18 protein-coding genes are annotated in these 20,962 nt (G+C 53.6%); 7 read left to right on the forward strand and 11 right to left on the reverse strand.

The features are described 5' to 3' along the window. Positions 1-19: 19 nt before the first annotated feature. The 4 genes from DT73_RS02345 to DT73_RS02360 are packed head-to-tail and all read right to left on the reverse strand — an operon-like array spanning position 20 to position 5,116. Positions 20-1,624 (reverse strand): ABC transporter substrate-binding protein, encoded by a 1,605-nt coding sequence (locus DT73_RS02345; RefSeq protein ID WP_036103292.1) that lies wholly within the window; start codon positions 1,622-1,624, stop codon positions 20-22. Between the two features lie 32 nt (positions 1,625-1,656). Then, entirely contained in the window at positions 1,657-2,934 is a 1,278-nt protein-coding gene (locus DT73_RS02350; protein ID WP_036103294.1) for an FAD-binding oxidoreductase, read from the reverse strand. Positions 2,935-2,946: 12 nt separating this feature from the next. Then, on the reverse strand, positions 2,947-3,615 hold the full coding sequence (locus DT73_RS02355; protein WP_036103296.1) for a haloacid dehalogenase type II: 669 nt from the start codon (positions 3,613-3,615) through the stop codon (positions 2,947-2,949). 28 nt (positions 3,616-3,643) lie between these two features. Beyond that, entirely contained in the window at positions 3,644-5,116 is a 1,473-nt protein-coding gene (locus tag DT73_RS02360) for an aldehyde dehydrogenase (protein ID WP_036103298.1), read from the reverse strand. A gap of 107 nt (positions 5,117-5,223) precedes the next feature. On the opposite strand from DT73_RS02360, the gene DT73_RS26395 reads away from it, so the two are divergent. Further along, positions 5,224-5,391: a hypothetical protein gene (locus DT73_RS26395; protein ID WP_160173951.1), complete on the forward strand. Its 168-nt coding sequence runs from the start codon at positions 5,224-5,226 to the stop codon at positions 5,389-5,391. Between the two features lie 82 nt (positions 5,392-5,473). On the opposite strand, the gene DT73_RS02365 is transcribed toward DT73_RS26395, so the two are convergent. From DT73_RS02365 to DT73_RS02380, 4 genes are all read right to left on the reverse strand, one after another. After that, the gene (locus DT73_RS02365; protein ID WP_036103301.1) at positions 5,474-6,931 is read right to left on the reverse strand and encodes an NAD-dependent succinate-semialdehyde dehydrogenase; all 1,458 of its coding nucleotides are present in this window, start codon (positions 6,929-6,931) and stop codon (positions 5,474-5,476) included. A 157-nt stretch (positions 6,932-7,088) separates the two neighbouring features. Next, the gene (locus DT73_RS02370) at positions 7,089-8,192 is read right to left on the reverse strand and encodes an amidohydrolase (protein WP_036103303.1); all 1,104 of its coding nucleotides are present in this window, start codon (positions 8,190-8,192) and stop codon (positions 7,089-7,091) included. Positions 8,193-8,260: 68 nt separating this feature from the next. Further along, the gene (locus DT73_RS02375; RefSeq protein ID WP_036103306.1) at positions 8,261-8,728 is read right to left on the reverse strand and encodes a YjiG family protein; all 468 of its coding nucleotides are present in this window, start codon (positions 8,726-8,728) and stop codon (positions 8,261-8,263) included. Further along, on the reverse strand, positions 8,721-9,401 hold the full coding sequence (locus tag DT73_RS02380; protein ID WP_036103308.1) for a nucleoside recognition domain-containing protein: 681 nt from the start codon (positions 9,399-9,401) through the stop codon (positions 8,721-8,723). The genes DT73_RS02375 and DT73_RS02380 overlap by 8 nt, the downstream gene beginning before the upstream one ends. A 153-nt stretch (positions 9,402-9,554) precedes the next feature. Here DT73_RS02380 and DT73_RS02385 point away from each other — a divergent pair, with 153 nt between their 5' ends. The 6 genes from DT73_RS02385 (at position 9,555) to DT73_RS02410 (ending at position 14,889) form a co-directional block, all read left to right on the forward strand. Then, complete coding sequence (locus DT73_RS02385; RefSeq protein WP_036103312.1) at positions 9,555-9,830, forward strand: hypothetical protein; 276 nt, start codon at positions 9,555-9,557, stop codon at positions 9,828-9,830. 28 nt (positions 9,831-9,858) lie between these two features. Further along, the gene (locus DT73_RS02390; protein ID WP_036103535.1) at positions 9,859-10,773 is read left to right on the forward strand and encodes a LysR family transcriptional regulator; all 915 of its coding nucleotides are present in this window, start codon (positions 9,859-9,861) and stop codon (positions 10,771-10,773) included. Between the two features lie 188 nt (positions 10,774-10,961). Then, positions 10,962-12,395 (forward strand): circularly permuted type 2 ATP-grasp protein, encoded by a 1,434-nt coding sequence (locus tag DT73_RS02395; protein WP_036103315.1) that lies wholly within the window; start codon positions 10,962-10,964, stop codon positions 12,393-12,395. Continuing rightward, positions 12,395-13,324 (forward strand): alpha-E domain-containing protein, encoded by a 930-nt coding sequence (locus DT73_RS02400; protein ID WP_036103318.1) that lies wholly within the window; start codon positions 12,395-12,397, stop codon positions 13,322-13,324. The genes DT73_RS02395 and DT73_RS02400 overlap by 1 nt, the downstream gene beginning before the upstream one ends. Continuing rightward, a complete protein-coding gene (locus DT73_RS02405; protein ID WP_036103321.1) occupies positions 13,321-14,142 on the forward strand; it encodes a transglutaminase family protein in 822 nt (273 codons plus the stop codon). Before DT73_RS02400 ends, DT73_RS02405 begins: the two co-directional genes overlap by 4 nt. Before the next feature lie 18 nt (positions 14,143-14,160). Further along, positions 14,161-14,889: a proteasome-type protease gene (locus DT73_RS02410; protein WP_036103324.1), complete on the forward strand. Its 729-nt coding sequence runs from the start codon at positions 14,161-14,163 to the stop codon at positions 14,887-14,889. Between the two features lie 178 nt (positions 14,890-15,067). Here DT73_RS02410 and DT73_RS02415 read toward each other — a convergent pair whose 3' ends face one another. Genes DT73_RS02415 through DT73_RS02425 form a run of 3 tightly spaced genes read right to left on the reverse strand, consistent with a single transcriptional unit; the run spans position 15,068 to position 20,951 of the window. Then, positions 15,068-18,184, reverse strand: coding sequence for an efflux RND transporter permease subunit (locus DT73_RS02415; protein ID WP_036103328.1), 3,117 nt, complete (start codon positions 18,182-18,184; stop codon positions 15,068-15,070). Then, positions 18,181-19,707 (reverse strand): efflux RND transporter periplasmic adaptor subunit, encoded by a 1,527-nt coding sequence (locus DT73_RS02420; protein WP_036103331.1) that lies wholly within the window; start codon positions 19,705-19,707, stop codon positions 18,181-18,183. The genes DT73_RS02415 and DT73_RS02420 overlap by 4 nt, the downstream gene beginning before the upstream one ends. Beyond that, positions 19,704-20,951 carry a TolC family protein gene (locus tag DT73_RS02425; protein WP_051691241.1) on the reverse strand — a complete coding sequence of 416 codons (1,248 nt, stop codon included), beginning with the start codon at positions 20,949-20,951 and terminating at the stop codon, positions 19,704-19,706. The genes DT73_RS02420 and DT73_RS02425 overlap by 4 nt, the downstream gene beginning before the upstream one ends. Between the last annotated feature and the right edge of the window lie 11 nt (positions 20,952-20,962).

The following is a 20,962-nucleotide window of genomic DNA, read 5'->3' on the forward strand; positions in this document are numbered from 1 at the left end:
GCAACCTCCTGAACAAGAATTAGGCGGAAAGCCAGGCGAACTCGTGGAAACGGAACCCCATCATCATGCCGGTAGGCCAGGGTTCGATACCTTTCACTTTGGTGTTATAGCCATCCATTGAGCTGACAAAAATAGGAACCAGCGTGCCACAGTGGTCATAAATCAGGTGCTGCATGTCGCCATACATTTGTTTGCGCTTTGCCTGGTCCCGTTCACCACGGGCTGCAACAACTAACTGGTCAAACTGTGGGTTTTGCCAGCCAGATTCGTTATCCGGGGCGGAAGAGAGATAAAACCGGGAAAACAGCATATCCAGAGTCGGGCGCGGGTTGATAGAACCATAGCCAATTGGGTCTTTCATCCAGTGGCTGGCCCAGTAGCCGTCATAAGGCACACGCCGGACATTCACTTTAAGGCCCGCACCGGCTGAAACCTGCTGAATTAACTGCCCACCTTCCACCGCGCCTTCAATATTCGGGGTGGTGATGATTTCAATCCGGCTGCCTTCCATGCCTGCTTTTTTCAGGTGGAACTTCGCTTTATCCAGGTCCACCGGGCGTGGTTTCAGGCTGGCATTAAACATGGGGTGCCACGGGGGAACCGGAGTGTCATTACCAACCGTGCCATAACCTTGCAATACCGTTTTCACCATCAATTCGCGCGGCTGGAGGTACTTCATTGCCAGCACAAAATCCGGGTTGCTGCCAGGTTGCTTATCTGTGCGCACAATCAGGTTGGTGTACATGCCTGACTTGCTTTCAAGCACACCAAACTTCGCATTATTTTTCAGCCGTTTGGCATCGCTGGCGCTTAGTGTGGCTACCATATCCAGGTCACCGGACAACAAAGCGTTCACGCGCGCGGCCTGGTCGGTCACGCCCATCAGTTCGACTTCATCCAGGTGCGGCAAGCCAGGTTTCCAGTAATCCGGGTTACGAACCCCCACGGTACTCACTCCCGGAGTAAAGGATTTGAGACGGAACGGGCCGGTGCCAATCGCTTTGGAGAAATCGCGGGTATTTTGTTGCAGAATCAGGAAAGAACTGGTCGCCAGCATTGCGGGCAGGTCGAAATTTGCGTTGCTCAGTACCAGTTGTACTTCATGGCTGTTCACCGCTTTGATAGTGCTGAATTGCTCGGCCAGTTTAAACACGTTGGAAGCAACCGCCGGGTCTTTGTGACGGCTAAGTGACCACACCACATCATCGGCAGTAAAGGGTTTGCCATCATGGAACGTGACGCCCTGGCGTAATTTCATTTGCCATGTCACACCGTCATCAGAGGTCAGGGATTCAGCCAGCGCCGGGTGAACCGCCATGTTTTTATCCAGCTCAGTCAACCCACTGTAAAACATGAAATGGCGTGAATAGTCACCACTGTTGGTGCCTTTTGCCGGGTCCAGCGTATCTGTGGCGGAGGCATTCGCGACCGCCGCCCGTAACTTCCCGCCCTGCACCGGTTTTTCCGCTGCGAAACCCAGTGACGGAAATCCCATCACGCCGGTGCTCATTACCGCCCCGGCAGAAAGTAGTTTCAACAGGCTACGGCGCGACAGCGAAGCATCGTTAATTGCACGGATCAGGTCGGTATCCGTTCCTTGCCACTTTTTATCAAATTTACCCATCTGCAACCCCTTAAAAAATAAATGTTAATGGATCAGCAAAACCGGTCTTTGGCTTTGTAATACAGGCCGGCCACAGGCAAGAACCAGGGAGTGCCGTAATAACCCGGCAACGGGCGCCATTTGTCACATTGCCAGGGTGAATCAGTACGTTTTTCTGCCAGTAAATCTGCCATCACCCGCCCCATCCAGACCGACATCTGTGAGCCATGGCCGCTGTACCCCAGGGTATAAAACACGCCATCGTGCTCGCCTGAACGGGGAAGGCGGTCGGCTGTCATATCCACCATGCCGCCCCAGCAATAATCGATAGGAGCACGCTCCAGAGCAGGGAAAATCTGTTTCAGGCTGGCTTTCAGAATGTCGCCACTCCGGCTGTCCGAGGTGGGGTTGCTCACGGCAAAACGAGCCCGCCCGCCAAACACCAGACGGTTGTCGGTTGTAGTACGGAAGTAATTCCCAATATTGAGAGAAGTGACGTAAGTGCGGTCCTGGGGCAGTAACGCCCGCAGTTGTGCTTCCGGCAGAGGTGCTGTCACCACAATAAAACTGCCCACCGGCACTATCCGGCGCTGGAACCACGGGAAAGGGCCAATATTTGACGGTCCGGTCGCCATCAACACTTTATCGGCGGTGATTTCGCCCTGGGTGGTCGTAATGCGGTGGCGATAACCGTTAAGCCGGGTAAGCGCGGTAACACCATGCTCCGGGTAAATTTTGGCCCCGGCCCTGGCCGCTGCATTAGCCAGCCCAATGCCGAATTTCCCCATATGCATTTGCCCACCACGTAGCTGCAATAAACCGCCATGGAATGCATCGCTGCCAATTTCCGTGCGCAATTCATCTTTGCTCAGCAGGACAACATCCGGGTCTACGCCCTTACGCAACAGTTCCGCCGTGGCACGTAACCCGGCCAGATGCCCGGGTTTACTCGCCAGTTTCAGCTTCCCGCAACGGCGAAAATCACAGTCAATTTGTTCGTCTTCAATCAGGCGGCCAACATAATTGACCGCATTATCAAAGGCCTGGTAACACCGGCTGGCTTCTTCCAGCCCAACCCGCGCTACCAGTGTGGCAAAGTTTTGCGCCAGGCCGGTATTGCAGTGGCCGCCATTGCGCCCCGAGGCCTGGCTCATCACCTGGTCCCGTTCCAGAAGCACCACATCCACCCCGGATTTCGCCAGGTTGAGTGCGGCCGATACTCCGGTAAATCCACCACCAATTACCACCACATCCGCATGGGCTGGCAACGGGGTACTGGCGGCTCCGGTAAATTCCGGAGCGGTTGCCTGCCAGAACGATTCCAGTTTCATACCAGGCTCCTTTTACAGGCCAATAACCGAAGGAAGCTGGTCGATACCGCTGATTTCGGTGTAGCCATAGAACGGGTTTGGCGCATCGTGGCCGCGGTTAACAAAGACTTTGTTCTTGATGCCCATGTCGTAGCAGGTCATCAGGTCATAACGCAGGCTGGAAGAGACATGAAGGATTTCATCCGGGCCGCATCCCAGTTTGTTGAGCATGTATTCGAAACCACGCATTTGCGGTTTATAGGCACCGGTTTCCTCGGCGGTAATCGTCATATGGATGGGCGCGCCAAGGCGGGGTACGTGGTGGACAATCAGGTCATCCATTGAGTTGGTTAACAGCACCAGCGGTACGTGTTCAGCAACTTTGGCAAGGCCTGCCGGAACATCAGGGTGTGGCCCCCAGGTAGTGCAGTCGGTATAAATGGCGTCGCTGTCTGCATTACTCCAGGCAATGCCATGTTTGCGGCAGGTGCGCTGCAATGCATTGCTCACCACGTCAAAATAGGGTTTCCAGGCTCCCAGCACTTCATCAAACCGGAAACGGGCAAAGTCATGAATAAACGCCGGCATTAATGCCGGGCTGACCCGGTCACTGAAACACCGTTCAGCCGCCCCGGCCATATCAAAGTTGATTAAAGTACCGTAGCAATCGAAGGTGACAAATTTCGGTTTAAAAGCAGCCATAACACTCTCTCCAGGTCAGGTTTCTCTGTTAAAAATCAATCAACACACTCTTTTGCTGCTGGCAGGCCTGAAACGCCTGCCGGCCAAGGTCTTTGCCAATGCCAGACCCCAGAAATCCACCAGTCGGAATAATAAAGTCGCCGGAACGGCCATAGCGGTTGACCCATACAGTGCCTGCCGCCAACTGGCGTACCGCACGCAAAGCCCGAGGCAAACTCAGGGTATGAACACCGGCACACAGGCCATAGGTGTCATGGGCCGCCATCGCCAGCGCTTCATCTTCGTCGTCAAACTGTTGAATGGTGAGCACCGGGCCGAAGATCTCGGTCTGAATTGCCGGGTTATCCGCAGCCATGCCGGATAACAGTGTGGGTTGCCAGAACCAGCCTTCGCCGGTATCTGCAAAACGATCCCCTCCCACCAGCACTTTGGCTCCTGCCGCTTTTGCCGCTGCAACAACTGAGGCCACTTTGTTACCCTGCCGGGCATCAATCATGGGGGCATAACGCGTGTTTTCGTCCCAGGTCAGGCCCGGGCGGAAGGCCTGGCACAAAGAAATGAGTTTTTGCGTCAGTGCCTCAGCAATACCTCGTTGGACAATTAAGCGGGTTCCCGCCACGCAAGCCTGGCCGCCATTACCGGTAAACCCACGCAAAATGCGGGCAGCAACGGTGTCGATATCTCCGGCATCGTCAAACACCACTTGTGGACTTTTGCCGCCCAACTCCAGCGTGACGGGCTTCATGCCAAACTGGGCCGCATCACTCATAATTTGCGCGCCAGTCTGTGTGGAGCCGGTAAACGACACTTTGCGTACTAACGGGTGGCGTACCAGTGCACTGCCGGTCACCGCACCGCGCCCCTGAACAATATTGAGCACACCTGCAGGTAACCCGGCCTGAACCGCAAGTTCAGCCATGCGTACAGTGGAAAATGGCGTCAGTTCAGAAGGCTTCAGCACCACAGCATTACCTGCCGCCAGCGCCGGGCCACACTTCCATGACGCCATGGATAAAGGGAAATTCCACGGGGTGACCGCGCCAATCACACCAAAAGGCTCGGTCAGTAACATTCCCAGGCTGTTGGCCTGAGTGGGGAATAAGTCACTACTGTATTTATCTGCGCACTCGGCATAAAAACGAATGGCTTCTGCTGTGAAGGGGATTTCGTGGTTAATCACATCAGTAATTGGCCGGGTTGAGCCCAACGCTTCCAGTTGACCGAGAAGCGGCGCATCCTGCTCTATCAGTTCTGCCCAACGGCGCAACACGCGCCCCCTCTCCCGGGGAGAACAGCTGGCCCAGCCACTCGCTTTGGCAGCCCGGTGAGCCACCTGAACTGCGGTATCCACATCCGTGGCCTGCGCTTCATTAAGTTCGGCATAAACCCGGCCATCAGATGGCCGTCTGACCGCCAGTGTTTCACCCTGACTTGGGTAAAACTGGCCATCAATATAATTACCTGCGGGCAAAATCACTTTATCAGGGTCGAAACTCAGCATCATTAAATCCTTATTTACTGATTTTATTCAGGCCGGGATTTATAAATTAACTGCCTCTGCATAACTTTATAAATGCATGATGCGTGCCAAATTAAAGAAAAAATTAAATGCCTGATAAAGGCGCCAAAAAAAATTTTATGCCGAATGGGAAGGTAAAATTTCCTGTTGTTTTTTTCGCTACTTTAACCGCCACTTTTATGTTAATTAATTGGTTTAACATAGTGCAAAGCATGTTAAAAATGCACCAAGAAATACCTGGTGAGATTTGGAATTAAAATATTACATATCAGTAAATTACAAAACAAAAAGGCTGCCATCTCTGGCAGCCTCCGGGGAAACTTATATCAAGGGTGGTGGCTATAAGCCGCCGATATGAAAAGCCTTAGTTTCTAAATATTCATCAATACCACAACGGGCACCTTCCCGGCCAATCCCTGAAAGTTTAATTCCCCCAAAGGGAGCGACTTCCATTGAAATAACACCGGTATTATAACCCACCATGCCAAATTCAAGTGACTCCGCCATGCGCCATGCGCGGCGCATATTCTCGGTAAAGAAATAAGCACCCAATCCATAAGGCGTATTATTTGCCATAGCTGTTACTTGTTGCTCATCATCAAACAGAAACAACGGGGCTACCGGGCCAAATGTTTCTTCCCGGGCAATCAACATTTTTTCTGTGACATTGCCAAGAATGGTCGGCTCAACAAACTGGCTGGTTCCTGTCGCTATGCCACCGGCAATTAATGTTGCTCCCTGGCTTAATGCATCATCAATATGGCGGTTAACTTTTTCCACTACCGCCCGGTTAATCAATGGCCCCAGGGTAACGCCCGGATGAGTGCCATCGCCCACTTGAAGTTGTGCAACCGCTTCCTGCAAACGTTGGCTGAAGCGTTCATAAATTCCACGCTGAACAAATATCCGGTTGGCGCACACGCAGGTTTGCCCGGCGTTACGGAATTTGCTGCTCATAATACCGGTAATCGCCAGGTCGAGATCCGCATCATCAAACACAATAAAGGGTGCATTCCCACCCAGTTCAAGGCTCAGGCGTTTTACGCTGCCTGCGCTTTGGGCCATCAGCAACTGCCCGACACGGGTTGAGCCGGTAAAAGAAATTTTCCGCACATCGGTGCTGGCTGTCAGGGTTTTGCCAATTTCCGTGGGGATCCCGGTTAAAACCTGCATCACACCCGCAGGAATACCGGCCTGCTCTGCCAGCACCATTAAAGCCAGCGCACACAGCGGTGTCAGTTCAGAGGGTTTAACAATTACCGGGCAACCTGCGGCCAGTGCTGGCGCAACTTTGCGGGTAATCATGGCAATGGGGAAGTTCCACGGGGTGATAGCGGCAGCCACCCCAACAGGTTGTTTCAGAACCAGAATTCGGCGGTCTGCGCTGGGGGCAGGAATGGTTTCGCCGCCAATACGGCGCGCTTCTTCAGCAAACCATTTCACGAAACTGGCACCGTATGCCACTTCCCCTTTGGCTTCCGCCAGGGGTTTGCCCTGCTCGGCAGTCATTATCTGCGCCAGATCATCGGCATTCGCCATGATCAACTGGTGCCATTTTTCCAGTAAAGCCGCACGGGTAGCGTTAGGGGTTTTCGCCCATTCATGGCGCGACTGTTCAGCACAGGCAATTGCCCGGCTCGTTTCCGCCGCTTCCAGAGCCGGAATAGTTGCCAGGCGCTCACCGGTCGCCGGGTTAATCACATCAAGGGTTTGCTGCGTATCGGCATCACGCCAGGCGCCGGCAAAAAATGCCTGCTGACGGACCAGCGTGGGTTGTTGTAATTTATCGAACCACATAAAGCCTCCTGGTGTTGGTCTTTCCACTCTACGGGAGAGCAGAAAGCGCATGCTGCTTTATGTGCCAGGCAGATAACATCTCTTGCGCTATTTACCCGTGAAACAAAATTTTCTGCTGCCGCTCGTTGCCGCCGGGCGGCAGGTAAAACAGATGCGCTTAGCCGAGAACCCGACGCACGCAGGCCTTGAATACATCCACGCCAATATCCAGCGCACTGCGGTCAAAGTGCATATCCGGGTGATGCAAGCCCGGTTTCAGGTTGGCACCCAATCCCCAGAAACCGCCTTTTATAGCCGGGCGCTGAACCAGGTAATGGAAGAAGTCTTCGCTGCCTGGTGTGGTTTTCGGCTCAGTCAGGCCTTCATCGCCCAGCACTTCACGGATGGCTTCGCTAACCAGTGCGGTGGCGTCATCGTCGATAACCGCAGCAGGCATCTCTTTGAGAATAGTGGTTGCCACGGTTGCGCCAAAGGCCTGCGCACTGTGAGCAATAGCCCGTTCCACCTGAGCTTTCAGCTCGGTCATGCCTTCGTTATCTGCCGAACGCAGGTCCCAGCAGACCCGGGCCTCAGCAGGAATCGAGTTGGTTACACCGGCATCACTGAGAAAACGTGTGGCTTTCACACTGAAAGTCAGTGAAGGCGATAAATGAATACCATTAACTGCCTGCACAGCATTAGCCGCAGCATCCAGCGCGTTAACCCCTAAGTGCGGGCGTGCAGCATGAGCGGCTTTACCGGTAAATACGGCTTCAATAGTAGAAGACGCAGAGTAGTACATCGCCGGAACAGCTTTGCCCATGGGGCATTCTTCAATTGGCCGCAAGTGGAAGCCCAGCAGCATATCCACGTCATCCAGCACGCCCGCATCAACCAGCGCCAGCGCCCCGGTTCCCAGCTCTTCCGCAGGCTGAAACAAAAATTTTAACCGGCCTTTTTTTACCAGCCCTTGCTGAATCACTTCCTGCGCGGTAGTCAGTACCACTGATGAGTGGCCATCATGCCCACAGGTGTGGCGAGCAACATGCTGGCCATTAATAATATGGCCCAGTGCGTCCATATCTGCGCGTAATGCCAGAACCGGGCCTGGTTCACCACTGTCCAGTTCGGCGACAATCCCCGTGGTGCCATTCACATGGCGTGTAACCTGGTAGCCAGCCGCTTCCAGTTTTTCCGCGATGTATGCGGAAGTTTGGTGTTCTTCAAAACCCAGTTCAGGAATTTCATGCAATACCCTGAAATGCTCAATTGTACGGGACACGTCTTACTCCTTTTGATTATTGCAGGTGCGGGCTGCGGCTTTTCCTGGCAGCCCTTAACAACACAAACTCAGGAAAATGCGCGCATAAACAGCATGGCTATCAATGCGTTGGCAATACTTACCACCATCAATAACGGCCAGTATTTTTTCGGCACGTCCGCAACACCCAGTAGGCGCCCCATATACTGAAGCTGGGAACCCATCAGGAAGATAGCCGGTGCCAGAATGGTGATTTGCCCGGCATCCAGCGTGCCTTTACTTAACAGGCTGACCGCCACACCCGTTCCGGCAGAGGAAGACAACCAGGCCGTTAACAGAACGGTAATCGCCTCGCCTGGTAACCCAAACAACCCCATCAGTGGCGCACACACATGGCCTATCATCTGCATCACACCCAGTAAGTTGAGCATTTCGGCAATGACATAGGCCATCAGCACATTTGGCATCAGGTTATTAATGGCAATATTGAAACCTTTACGTGCGCCAATAACGAAAATATCAAACGGGTTACTGGGTGCTTTTACTGAGTTACTCATTGGCGAAGTCCTTCTTATAAACGGTATTCAAAGCCAGACGCACTACCGCCGCGCCAACAAATTTCATCACAAACATTAATACCAGCGGAATAATTATGGGTGTAGTTAATGAGGCAAACATGGCTGAACCAATAGAAAAATAGTTATTAATCAGGCCAGCACCGGAATATTGCCATGCACCCATAATCACCACATCTTTACGGGTAATTCTTTCGCTGTCATAAAGCTCTTTACTTAATGCCGCACCCGCATCGGTACTTTGTAAATCCGTGATTAATGCCAGCCCCGTATAACCGGGTAACCCCAACAAAGGTTTCAGTAAAGGGGTAAGTAGTTTATGCGCAGCGCGAATGGCGCCATAGTGAGTGAAAATCTCCAGCAACCCCAGCGCCAGCATAACTGTCGGCACCAGTGACAGCGCAAACAGGAAGCCCGCCTTGGCACTTATGCCACCGCTACCAAGAAAGGTATTCGCTTCCGACTTCATGGTGCCAAACTTACCGCCCAGCGTGGTAAAATCAAAGGCGCCCAACCAGTTCATCCCGTCCACTTTATAAAAAAAGCCGGAGAAAACCAGCAATACAATAATCAGCGACAGCCAGGCTCCAGGGCCAACTTTCCATTCGCTGTGTGCCTCTCCTGATGGATTTTCCAGGGTTTTATTTTCGCTCATATTAATTTCTCTTCTCAAAGCTCCGGAACGTATTGGATGTTATGTCAGTTGTGTTTGCAGGCTTTTTTATTTTAACACTACCCCGATATAAGCAGGATGTGTGCCTGTTTGGTGTTTTTTAACTATTGTTTTTATTTTTTATACGGAAACCCCATGCCAATGTGTTTATTTAGCATGCAAGCTCCCCACTCTTTATTTTATAAAGAGTTCCCTGGTGTTGTAGCGAGTAAAACTTATTATTTCCCGGCAAGTGCCGCTGAACAGAATAACCGAATCCGGATAAACGCCCTGGTTTGGTGCAATTCTGTTTTACTGTTTCATGGCATCCACCGTTTGAACAAAAAAACATCACAAGACCATAAATTCGATTATTACGAAGCCAGACAGGAATATGAATGCCAGTTAATGGATGATATTGTTGCTCTGTAAGCAACAGTCAATCATGAAAGGCCCGGATATGTTCCATGAAAAGCAGGTAAGTTATCTGTATGAAGTTGGTATTCAGGGTGGAATCCGCCGCGCTGCAGATATTCTTGGCGTGAATCCTTCTGTTATCAGCCGGCAAATTAGTCAGCTCGAACGCCGCCTGCAACTCCCGCTTCTGGAACGTCGCGGCCGTACAGTTATTCTCACTGAAGCCGGGAAACTGCTTGCAGAAGACTATTTTGAAAGCCGCCAGCGCCGGGAAAAGCTGGAAAACCACTTACGGGATTTGCGCCATATGCGCGGTGGGTCTGTTTCTGTGCGGATTGGTGGCGGGCTGATTAATGTGTTTATTCATGAGGTGATGACCCAGTTTGCCGAGTCCTGGCCACAGGTGTTTGTGGAAATCAGTGTCGCCAGTATGCAGGAAATGCTGAACGATATTGTCCAGGGTGAAGCGGATATGGCTGTCGCCTTTGGGCCCATTGGCAGCCCGGAGCTGAAGCGCCACAGTTTCCGTTGGGGGCCAATCTGCGCAGTAATGGCACCGGGCCATGAGCTGGCCTGCCTTGAGCGGGTCACCATTGAACAACTGGCAGAGCAGCGGTTAATTGCACTGACGGAAAGCTTTGGCCTGCAGCGCCATATGAATGCCATGTTCCAGAGCAAAGGGCTGACCTTTTCCCCGGCATACCGTTGTAACCTGTTCTCTACCGCCAAAGGGATGAGCCAGGCAGGTTTAGGGATTTCATTTATGAGCCGCTTTGCCGCCAGTTCACTGATTGAGCAAGGGAAACTGGTTGCCATCCCGGTGGACCACCCCATCGCCAGTAGCGCCCAGTGCCATTTGCTGCGCAACTCCGACCGCCGCTTTACCCCGGCCGCGCACCATATGTGGCGTTTATTACTCAATGCATTTAACGATGCGGAAAGCACACTTCCGGCCTGACTCACAACAATTGTTATTTTTTTGCACCACAACAAAGCAAAACGAGACATGCCTGTCTTAACAAAAATCAATACCCAGGAGAAGATGCCGCCAATAAAAATATAATAATCAATAAGATAAATACTATGGCACGGTTTGTGCGTAATCACTCTCAGTTATTCCTGATTACGTAATAACTGGAGCGTGTAATGATAAAAATAACCGTACCGGATGGCGTGTATTACGATGAAATGTTGACGGCAGAAGGAAAGCAACGCCAACACTATGACGGCTGGTGGCAATGGTTTCAGAATACCGACCAAACTGCCATTCGCCAGAAAAAAGAGCAGGCAGAACTGCTGTTTCACCGCATCGGCATTACCTTTAATGTCTATGGTGAAGATGAAGGAACGGAACGGTTAATCCCTTTTGACAGCGTACCGCGCATTATTCCCGCCGATGAATGGAAAAAACTCGACCAGGGCATTCGCCAGCGCGTCAAAGCGCTCAATGCTTTTCTCCATGATATCTACCACGACCAAACCATTCTTAAAGCCGGGCTAATCCCCGCTGAGCAAGTGCTGGCCAATGAACAGCTCCAGCCCTGCATGATTGGTATTGACCTGCATAACCATATTTACGCCCACATTACCGGCGTTGATATGGTACGCAACAGCGACGGTAACTATTACGTACTGGAAGACAACCTGCGCACACCTTCTGGTGTGTCTTACATGCTGGAAAACCGCAAAATGATGATGCGGTTATACCCGGAGATGTTTGCCAACCAGCATATTGCCCCGGTGGAGCGTTACCCCGGCTATCTGTTACAAACGCTGCGCGAAAGCTCCCCGGTGGATGACCCTTGTGTGGTGGTTATGACACCAGGGCGGTTTAACAGCGCCTACTTTGAACACAGTTTTCTGGCCCAGCAAATGGGGGTGGAGCTGGTGGAAAGCGCCGACCTGTTTATTAAAGCTGGCGCAGTGTATATGCGCACCACAGAAGGGCCGCGCCGGGTGGATGTGATTTACCGCCGTATTGATGATGCCTGGCTTGACCCCCTCGCCTTCCGCACCGATTCCATGCTCGGAGTACCCGGCCTGCTTTCTGTTTACCGGGCTGGTGGCGTGGTGCTGGCCAATGCCATTGGCACTGGTGTGGCAGATGATAAATCCATCTACCCTTATGTGCCGGAAATGATCCGTTTTTACCTCGGTGAGCAACCGATTCTCAACAACATTCCCACCTGGCAATGCCGCAAACCCGAAGACCTGAAATTCGTGCTCAACAACCTCGACCAGATGGTGGTGAAAGAAGTTCATGGTGCTGGCGGTTACGGCATGTTAGTTGGCCCCAGGGCAACACGCAGTGAAGTGGAGGCTTTCCGTGAACGCCTGCTGGCAAACCCGGCGAATTATATCGGCCAGGAAACCCTTGCGCTGTCCACCTGCCCCACCTTTGTGGACGACGGCCTGGCACCACGCCATATCGATTTACGCCCCTTTGTGTTGTCCGGGCAGGAAACCCGCCTGGTGCCTGGTGGGTTAACCCGCGTCGCGCTAACGGAAGGTTCACTGGTGGTGAACTCGTCTCAGGGCGGGGGAACCAAAGACACCTGGGTAATGGAGGACGATGAATAATGCTAAGCCGCACAGCCAGTGAACTGTTCTGGATGGCCCGTTACCTGGAGCGGGCAGAAAGTTTCGCCCGGGTTCTGGACGTTACTTACAAACTCTCCATGATGCCGCGCCACAGCCAGCAACAGCGGGATTTGGCGTTATCCCTGAACCTGTCGTGGACCCACGACCTGTTTCAGGCACGTTACGCCCGTTTTTCTATGGATAACCTGTTGAATTTCTTTGCTATGGATAGCAACAACCCCAGCAGTATTTGCAGTTGTGTTGAACTGGCATGGAACAATGCTCACGCAGTAAGAGGCAGCCTGTCGGCAGAAGTGTGGGAATGTATTAACACCACTCGTATCCAGTTGAAAAAACTGCGTAAGCAGGGTGTGGAAAGCATTGGTGCCGATGCCTTTTTTGACTGGGTAAAAGACCGCGCTCACCTGTTTCGTGGCGCGATTTTTGGCACGTTGCTGCGTAACGATGCTTTGTGCTTTATTCGCATTGGCACCCTTATCGAACGTGCTCTGGCAACCACACAGCTCCTGTTAGTGAAAGACCAGCAAATCAGTAACGACCCGGATTCCGTTCGCGAATATTACCGGCTCGATACCCTGTTACGCGCCGTGAGCGCCCGGGAAGCCTATAACAGCTTGTATCGCCAGCCAGTCACCCGCGAAACCGTGGCGGAATTACTGATTTTGCGCAACGACGTACCGCGTTCACTGCGGGCCTGTATCGAAGATATTGTCGGCCAGCTTGAACTGGTGGCGAACCAGCACTCGCAACAACCCCTGCGCATAGCACACCAGTTAAATGTCGATTTACGGTTCAGCACGCTGGAGGATTTAGTCAAAGCAGATATGCAAAGTTACCTGACCGGCCTGTTAACCCGGATCAACGCCCTTGCCGACAGCATTCACAAAACTTATCTGGAGACGGTATGAAGCTCACCATTAATCACCTGACCCGTTACAGCTACGATGAAGAAGTGAAATTCAGTACCCAGTATTTGCGTCTGACACCGCAAGACTCCGGCCACCAGCATATTCGCGCCTGGACGCTCACCTTTCCGGAGTGCGCCAGCGTGGCCACTACCGATACCTGGGGCAATGTGCTGCATGTACTCACTTTGGATAATCCCCACAAAGAGATAGTGATTCATGCTCAGGGGATAGTCGATATTGCCGATAACGAAGAGAGCAATGAAACCGATGACGAACCCGCGCAGGTTTCCCCACTGGTTTTCCTGCGCAGTACGCCACTGACTCAGGCGAATGATGCTATTCGCGCCTTTGCCAGCCACTATTTTCAGCCCGAAGCGCCAGTGGAGAGTTTGACCACGCTGATGGCGGCGCTGCGGGAGAGAATGCCCTATTCACCAGGAGCGACCCAGGTGCAGGACAGTGCGGCAGAAGCCTTCGACAGAGGGATGGGTGTGTGTCAGGATCACAGCCATGTGTTTCTTGCCTGTTGCCGTAGCCTGCAAATCCCGGCACGCTATGTCAGCGGTTATGTGTACAGTAAGGATACCCACCACGTGGCGATGCATGCCTGGGTGGAAGTGTGGCTGGATGACCGATGGTTGGCCTTTGATATCACCAATAATACCCGCAGCCTGGCGCAACACCTGAAGCTGGCTGTCGGTCTGGACTACCTGGATGCCTGCCCGGTGCGCGGCAGCCGTCTGGGCGGTGGCGCAGAGGTTATGTTTTCTGAGGCTGAAGTGCGCCAGTTTTCCCAGCAGGCGCAACAACAGCAATAAATAGTACGAGAGTGTTCCATGACCTACTGTGTGGCCATGTGCCTGTCTGACGGGCTGGTATTCGCTTCTGACTCCCGCACCAATGCGGGAGTAGACCATATTGCAACGTTTAAAAAATTACATGTGTTCAGCCGGAATGCTGACCGGGTGCTGGTGTTGCAGTCTGCCGGTAACCTGGCAACCACACAGAGCGTTATCAGCCTGTTGTCTGCGCGGATTCAGGCAGAGCAGGAGCCCAACCTGATGCAGGCGCATTCCATGTATGATGCCGCAACATTAGTTGGGCAAACATTGCAGGAAGTGGTCCAGCGCGACAGCCGTGCACAGCAAAGTGGCAGCACAGTTAATTTTGGTTGTAACCTGTTGTTAGGCGGGCAGATCCATGGCGAACCCCACCGCCTGTTTCATATCTACCCGGAAGGCAATTTCATAGAAGCGACCCAGGACACGCCTTATTTCCAGATAGGCGAAAGCAAGTACGGTAAACCGATTATTGACCGGGTACTGCGCCAGGATACACCGCTGGAGCAGGCAATGTGCTGTGCGCTGGTGTCGATAGATTCTACGTTGCGCAGTAACCTTTCGGTGGGCATGCCGCTGGATGTCATGCTTTACCGTGCCAATAGTTTTGATGCCAGTGGGCAACGGCGTATTACCGAGGATGACCCCTGGTTTTCCACTATACGCAAAGCCTGGTCGGAAGGATTGCAAAACACCTTCCGCCAGTTACCTCCATTTGCACTTTAAGTAAGCCGCACCTTCAAAGGCGCGCGAGGCTGATGACAAACCTCATGCCTGCACAGTGCCAGAGGATGTGACCCAATAAAAAACCAGGAAAATCAATTCATTGATTTTCGCCCGCTAACTAAAAAGAAGGAAAAAACACGCTTTTTCCTTCTTTTTCATCAATCTGCTGCTCTGAAGCTCAACCTTTACGGTGTGAGAGCAAATACACCGCCGGGATCACCAGCATCGACAATAACGGTGCGGTGATCATGCCGCCAATCATAGGCGCGGCAATGCGCTGCATCACTTCAGAACCCGTACCGCCACCCCACATAATGGGCAGTAAACCTGCCATGATCGTGGCGACGGTCATCACTTTGGGCCGGACACGTAATACTGCCCCTTCGTGGATCCCCGCCAGTAACTGGTGGCGCGTTAGCGGCCCTTCTTTGCGCTGGTGCTGTATGGCATGGTTCAGGTAGAGCACCATAATCACCCCGAACTCTGCCGCCACCCCGGCCAGCGCAATAAAGCCCACCGCCGTAGCTACCGACAAGTTGTACCCCAGTAAATACAGCAGCCACACCCCGCCAATCAGGGAAAATGGCAGTGTGCCCATAATTAACAGCGCATCTTTAACTTGCTGGAATGTCAGGTACAGCAGGACGAAAATAATCACCAGTGTCACCGGCAATACCACTTTCAGTTTCTCCGCCGCACGGGACATATACTCAAACTGCCCGGACCAGGTTAACGACACACCTTGCGGCAACTGAACTTGCTGGTTAACCGCCTGCTGCATCGCCAGTACAGCTGAGCGCAAATCCCGGCCGCGAATATCCACATACACCCAGTCAGATAAACGGGCATTTTCACTTTTCAGCATGGCCGGGCCTTCACTGACTGAAACCGAGGCCAGTTGAGACAACGCAACTTGTGCGCCTGATGCAGTGACCACCGGCAAATCACGTATTTTCTGTACCGAATCACGCATCTCCCGCGGGTAGCGAATGCTGATGGGGTAACGCTCACGCCCTTCGAGAGTTTCCCCAATATTTTCCCCGCCCACCAGGCTCGATACCACCGACTGTAACTCCCGCACTGAAACGCCATAGCGGGCAGCGGCGGCACGGTCGATATCAATATTGATATAACGCCCGCCATCCAGGCGTTCTGCCAGTGCCGATGTCACGCCGGGTACTGTTTTCACCACACGTTCAATCTGTTCAGCAACCTGTTCCAGTTGCGCCAGGTTATCGCCATTCACCTTGATGCCGACCGGGCTTTTGATCCCGGTAGAGAGCATATCCAGCCGGTTACGAATTGGCGGAACCCACACGTTCGCGATACCCGGTACCTGCACCGTTTTATCCAGCTCATTAATCAGCTTTTTCATGGTCATGCCCGGGCGCCACTGATCTTTGGGCTTAAAGTGAATGGTGGTTTCCAGCATGGTTAACGGTGCCGGGTCGGTTGCAGTATCTGCCCGCCCCACTTTGCCGAATACCGTCTCCACTTCAGGCACGGTTTTAATCATCCGGTCCGTCAGTTGCAGCAGGCGCCCGGCTTCCTGAGCCGAAATCCCCGGCAGAGTTGAAGGCATATACAGCAAGTCGCCTTCGTCCAGCGCAGGCATAAATTCACTGCCCAGGCGAGATAGCGGCCACAGTGTCGCCACCAACAATACCCCCGCCAGTGCCAGTGTGGTTTTTGGCCGCGCCAGCACCCAGGCCAGCAGTGGCTCATAACCCCGAATCAGCATACGGTTAACCGGGTTGGCCTGCTCATCGGGAATTTTCCCGCGAATAAAATAGCCCATCAGCACCGGAACCAGGGTGATCCCCAACCCGGCAGCCACCGCCATAGACCAGGTTTTGGTGAAGGCCAGCGGCGAGAACATTTTCCCTTCCTGGGCTTCCAGCGTGAACACCGGAATAAAAGACAAGGTAATAATCAGCAGGCTGCAAAACAGCGCCGGGCCCACTTCTGCCGCACTCTGCCCGGCAACATGCCAGTAGTCATTACCTTGGGGTGTTTGCCCGGGGTGTTCATGGCGCCATCGTTCCAGCCCTTTGTGCATGTTCTCTATCATGACGATGGCCGCATCCACCATGGCACCAATGGCAATGGCTATCCCGCCCAGCGACATAATATTGGCGCTGACACCCTGGTAATGCATGACGATAAACGCCCCCAGGATACCCAGTGGCAAACTAATCATTGCCACCAGCGCCGAACGGAAATGAAACAGGAACAGCGCGCAGACCAGCGCCACCACAATAAACTCTTCAATCAGTTTGTGGGTCAGAGTTTCAACGGAGTGCTTAATCAGTAACGAACGGTCATAAACCGGGACGATTTCAACACCTGCAGGCAAACTGCGTTTGACTTCGGCAAGCCGGGTTTTCACGGCATCGATGGTGGCAAGAGCGTTTTTACCCGAGCGCATAATGATAATGCCGCCGGTTACCTCGCCTTCGCCATTAAGCTCTGCCACACTGCGCCGCAATTCCGGGCCGCGTCGAATCGTTGCCACATCAGACAGCATGACCGGCACACCGTTACGGCTGGTAATTACGATATTCGCAAAGTCTTGCAGGTTTTTCAGGTAGCCGGAGGTGCGCACCATATATTCGGCCTCACCCATTTCTACCACTGCGCCACTCCCTTCCTGGTTGGCACTTTTCACCGCGTCCGCTACTTGCTGGTGGGTAACATTCAGTGCCCGCATGCGGTCCGGGTTCAGCACAATCTGGTACTGCTTCACCATACCGCCCACACTGGCAACTTCCGAAACATTAGGGACTGTTTTCAGTTCATATTTCAGGATCCAGTCCTGAATGGCGCGTAAATCCCCCAGGCTGTGTTTGCCGGTTTTGTCGGCCAGTACATATTCATACACCCAACCCACACCAGTGGCGTCCGGCCCCAACGAGGCACGGGCTTCCGGCGGCAGGCTCGACTGCACCTGGCTTAAATACTCCAGCACACGGGAGCGCGCCCAGTACGGGTCTGTGCCATCATCAAACAGGATATACACATAGGCATCGCCAAACATGGAATACCCACGCACGGTTTTGGCCCCGGGCACAGATAGCATGGTAGTGGTCAGTGGGTAAGTAACCTGGTCTTCAACAATTTGTGGCGCTTTGCCGGGGTAACTGACCCGCACAATGACCTGGGTGTCTGACAAATCTGGCAGCGCATCGAGCGGCGCATTTTTTACCGCCCAGACGCCCCAGGCTGCCATCATTACCGCCGCCAGCACAACCAACAGGCGGTTACGCAAAGACCAGCGAATTATTGCTGCAATCATCGTTGAGCCTTATGCCCGTCGGCGGGCATGTTCATGATGGATTCAAGGCGAGCGCCATCTTCAGTCATGGTGAATGAGAACATCACATGGTCGCCAATTTTCAGCCCCTGCTGTTGTTGGGGCGTTGCTGAAAAATCCATGGTCATAGGTGGCCATTTCAGGGCAGGAATCGCTTCGTGAGAAATCGTGATTGCGCCATCGGCCAGCGCCACCACTTCGCCATTCGCAGAAATAGCGGCTGGCGCACTGGATTTATCCGTTGCCGCTGCTTGTGTGGCTGTGGCTGCAGTGCCGGGGTTGTTGTCTGCCATTTGCGGTAACGCGCTACGCAGGCTGGCTTCTGAATCAATCAGGAATTGCCCGGAGACCACAATACGCTGGCCTTCCTTAAGCCCTGATTTCACTTCAACAAAGCCCTGAGCATGCTCACCGAGCGTGACAGCCTGCGGTGAGAAATAGCCGTCTTTTTCAGCCAGCAAGACCCGGTTTTGGTTGCCAGTGGTGATCAGCGCTTCTTCCGGTATCGCCAGCACAGGAGCCTGTTGTGTAGCTGGGGTTAACGCCATATGCAGGTACATACCGGGGCGCAGTTGCTGGTCGGGGTTATCAAGTGTGACGCGCGCTTTCAGGGTGCGGGTGTCGGCATCCAGGTTTGGTAGCACCTCGGTGACCTTGCCCTGGAATACTTTGCCCGGCCAGGCCTGTGTGGTGGCGGTTACTTCACTACCGGTATGAACCTGTGCGGCCTGGTTTTGCGGGTAATCCAGCACAGCCCAGACGGAGTTCAGCGCCGCGACATCAAACAATGCCTGAGTGGCGGAGACTTGCGCGCCTTCACGCACATCTAACTGGTTGATATAACCCGCCTGGGAAGCGCGCACCGTTACCCGGGTTTGTGGCTTACCAGTACGTTCCACCTGGCGGATTATCTCTTCTGGCATAAATAACAGCGCAAGGCGTTCGCGCGCCGCGTGGTTTAATGCCGCGTCGCCCAGTGCTCTGACAGCCAGGTACTCCTGCTGCGCCGCTGCCCATTGCGGGATCCACAACTGTGCCAGGGCTTCGCCCTTATGCACAAATTGCTGCGGTGCATTCACATACAATTTTTCCACCAGGCCACTGGCGAGGGCGGGCACCGTTACCCGGGAGCGTTCGTTCACGGCGACAGTGCCATACCCGTCGAGGCGGGCTTCCATAACCCGTTTGGTGACGTCGGCAGTACGTACACCGAGGTTCTGTTGCTGCCGGGCGCTGACCTGCACGCCGTCTGGTTGCCCTTCTTCATCGGCATAGCGTGGTACCAGGTCCATATCCATAAACGGCGATTTACCGGGTTTATCAAACCGGGTGCCCGGCGTCATTGGGTCATACCAGTACAACACTTTGCGCTCACCGGGGGCTGCGGGTTGATTGGTTGTGTTAGCAGTGTCCCCACTACTGTGTTTACCGGCAAACCAGCCGGCCGTGGCAAAAATAACGGCACAAAGCGCCATCAGGCTAATAAGACGTAGTTGCGGTTTCATTGTGGTGAGTCCTGCACGGTGAGGTAGCGGATAGCGGCCCAGGCTGTTGCCATGGCTTGCTGGTTATTACTGAGGGCGACGTTGCCGTTAAGTTGTGCGCGCCTTGCGGCCAGCAATGCGGTCAGTGTGCTGTTTCCGGCACGGTACTGTGCTTCTGTCAGCCGGTATTTGGCCTGCAATAATGGTAATACCGTGTCGCGCTGGCGCTGGTAAATCGCCTGTGCAGACTGGTACTGCGCAATCAGCGCATTGAGCTGCGCCTTGTGTTCACGCACCAGTAACGTCAACTGGTCTTTTGCCTCCATGGCACGGGAGAGATCCGCTGAATAGTCTTTATCCTGCCGCTTGCCCTGAAACAGCGGCAAATCCACCGACAATTGAACACCTGCCAGGTCATCCATACCGTCGCCACGGTGGCCGTAATAGACTTGCACACCGACATCCGGTTGCCCGGCCACTGCAGATTGCTGTGAACGCGCTTTTGCGACATCGGCCGCCCGGGCCGCCTGGATGATTTCCGGGTGCTGTTGCACACCTTCCAGCAATACTGCGGCCGAAGCAGGCAAACGCTCAATGCGCGGGAAAGGGCCACTGGTTTGCGTTATCTCTTCACCGGTCAGTTGCATCAGGCGCGCCTGTGCAACCTGAATATCCCGGCGGGCATTGTCCTGCAAATTCAGCATCTCATTCACCGCCAGGCTGATATCCACGGTACTGTCGGGTTGTGCGCTGCCACTGGCAACTGAGGCTTTTTGTACTGCCACCTGGCGTTGGGTTTCCGCCAACTGTTCATCAATGGCCGCCAGCGTTTTCCGGGCAATCGCCAGTGTGAGCCAGGCCTGGGCGGTATCGCGTTGTAGCTGTGCGAGTATCACCCCTTTGCCTGATTCAACTTCACGCGCCTGCGCCTGCAGAGTGTCTACTTTGCGCTGGCGTTTAGTGCCGCTTACCCAGGTTTGGCTGATGCCAATTTTCTCCATCGTCATGCCTTCACGGGTAAGACGGTGGCTGTTATTGCCCTGCACCGGCACGTTATCAATCCCTACCAGTAGTTTTGGGTCGGGCAACTGGCCTGCCGAAACAGCCATATTTTCCAGCGCATTTACCTGGTGCGCATTGGCCGACAGGCCAGCCGACCAGGCCTGAGCCGCCTGCAACGATGCTTCCAGAGTGGTTGCCTGCGCGGCAGACAGCCACAGCAGGACAGGCAGCCCGCAGGCCGCCATTTTCCATGGTCTTTTCATTGTGACTCCGG

It is taken from the genome of Mangrovibacter sp. MFB070 (genome assembly GCF_000705335.1).
Lineage (GTDB): Bacteria > Pseudomonadota > Gammaproteobacteria > Enterobacterales > Enterobacteriaceae > Mangrovibacter > Mangrovibacter plantisponsor.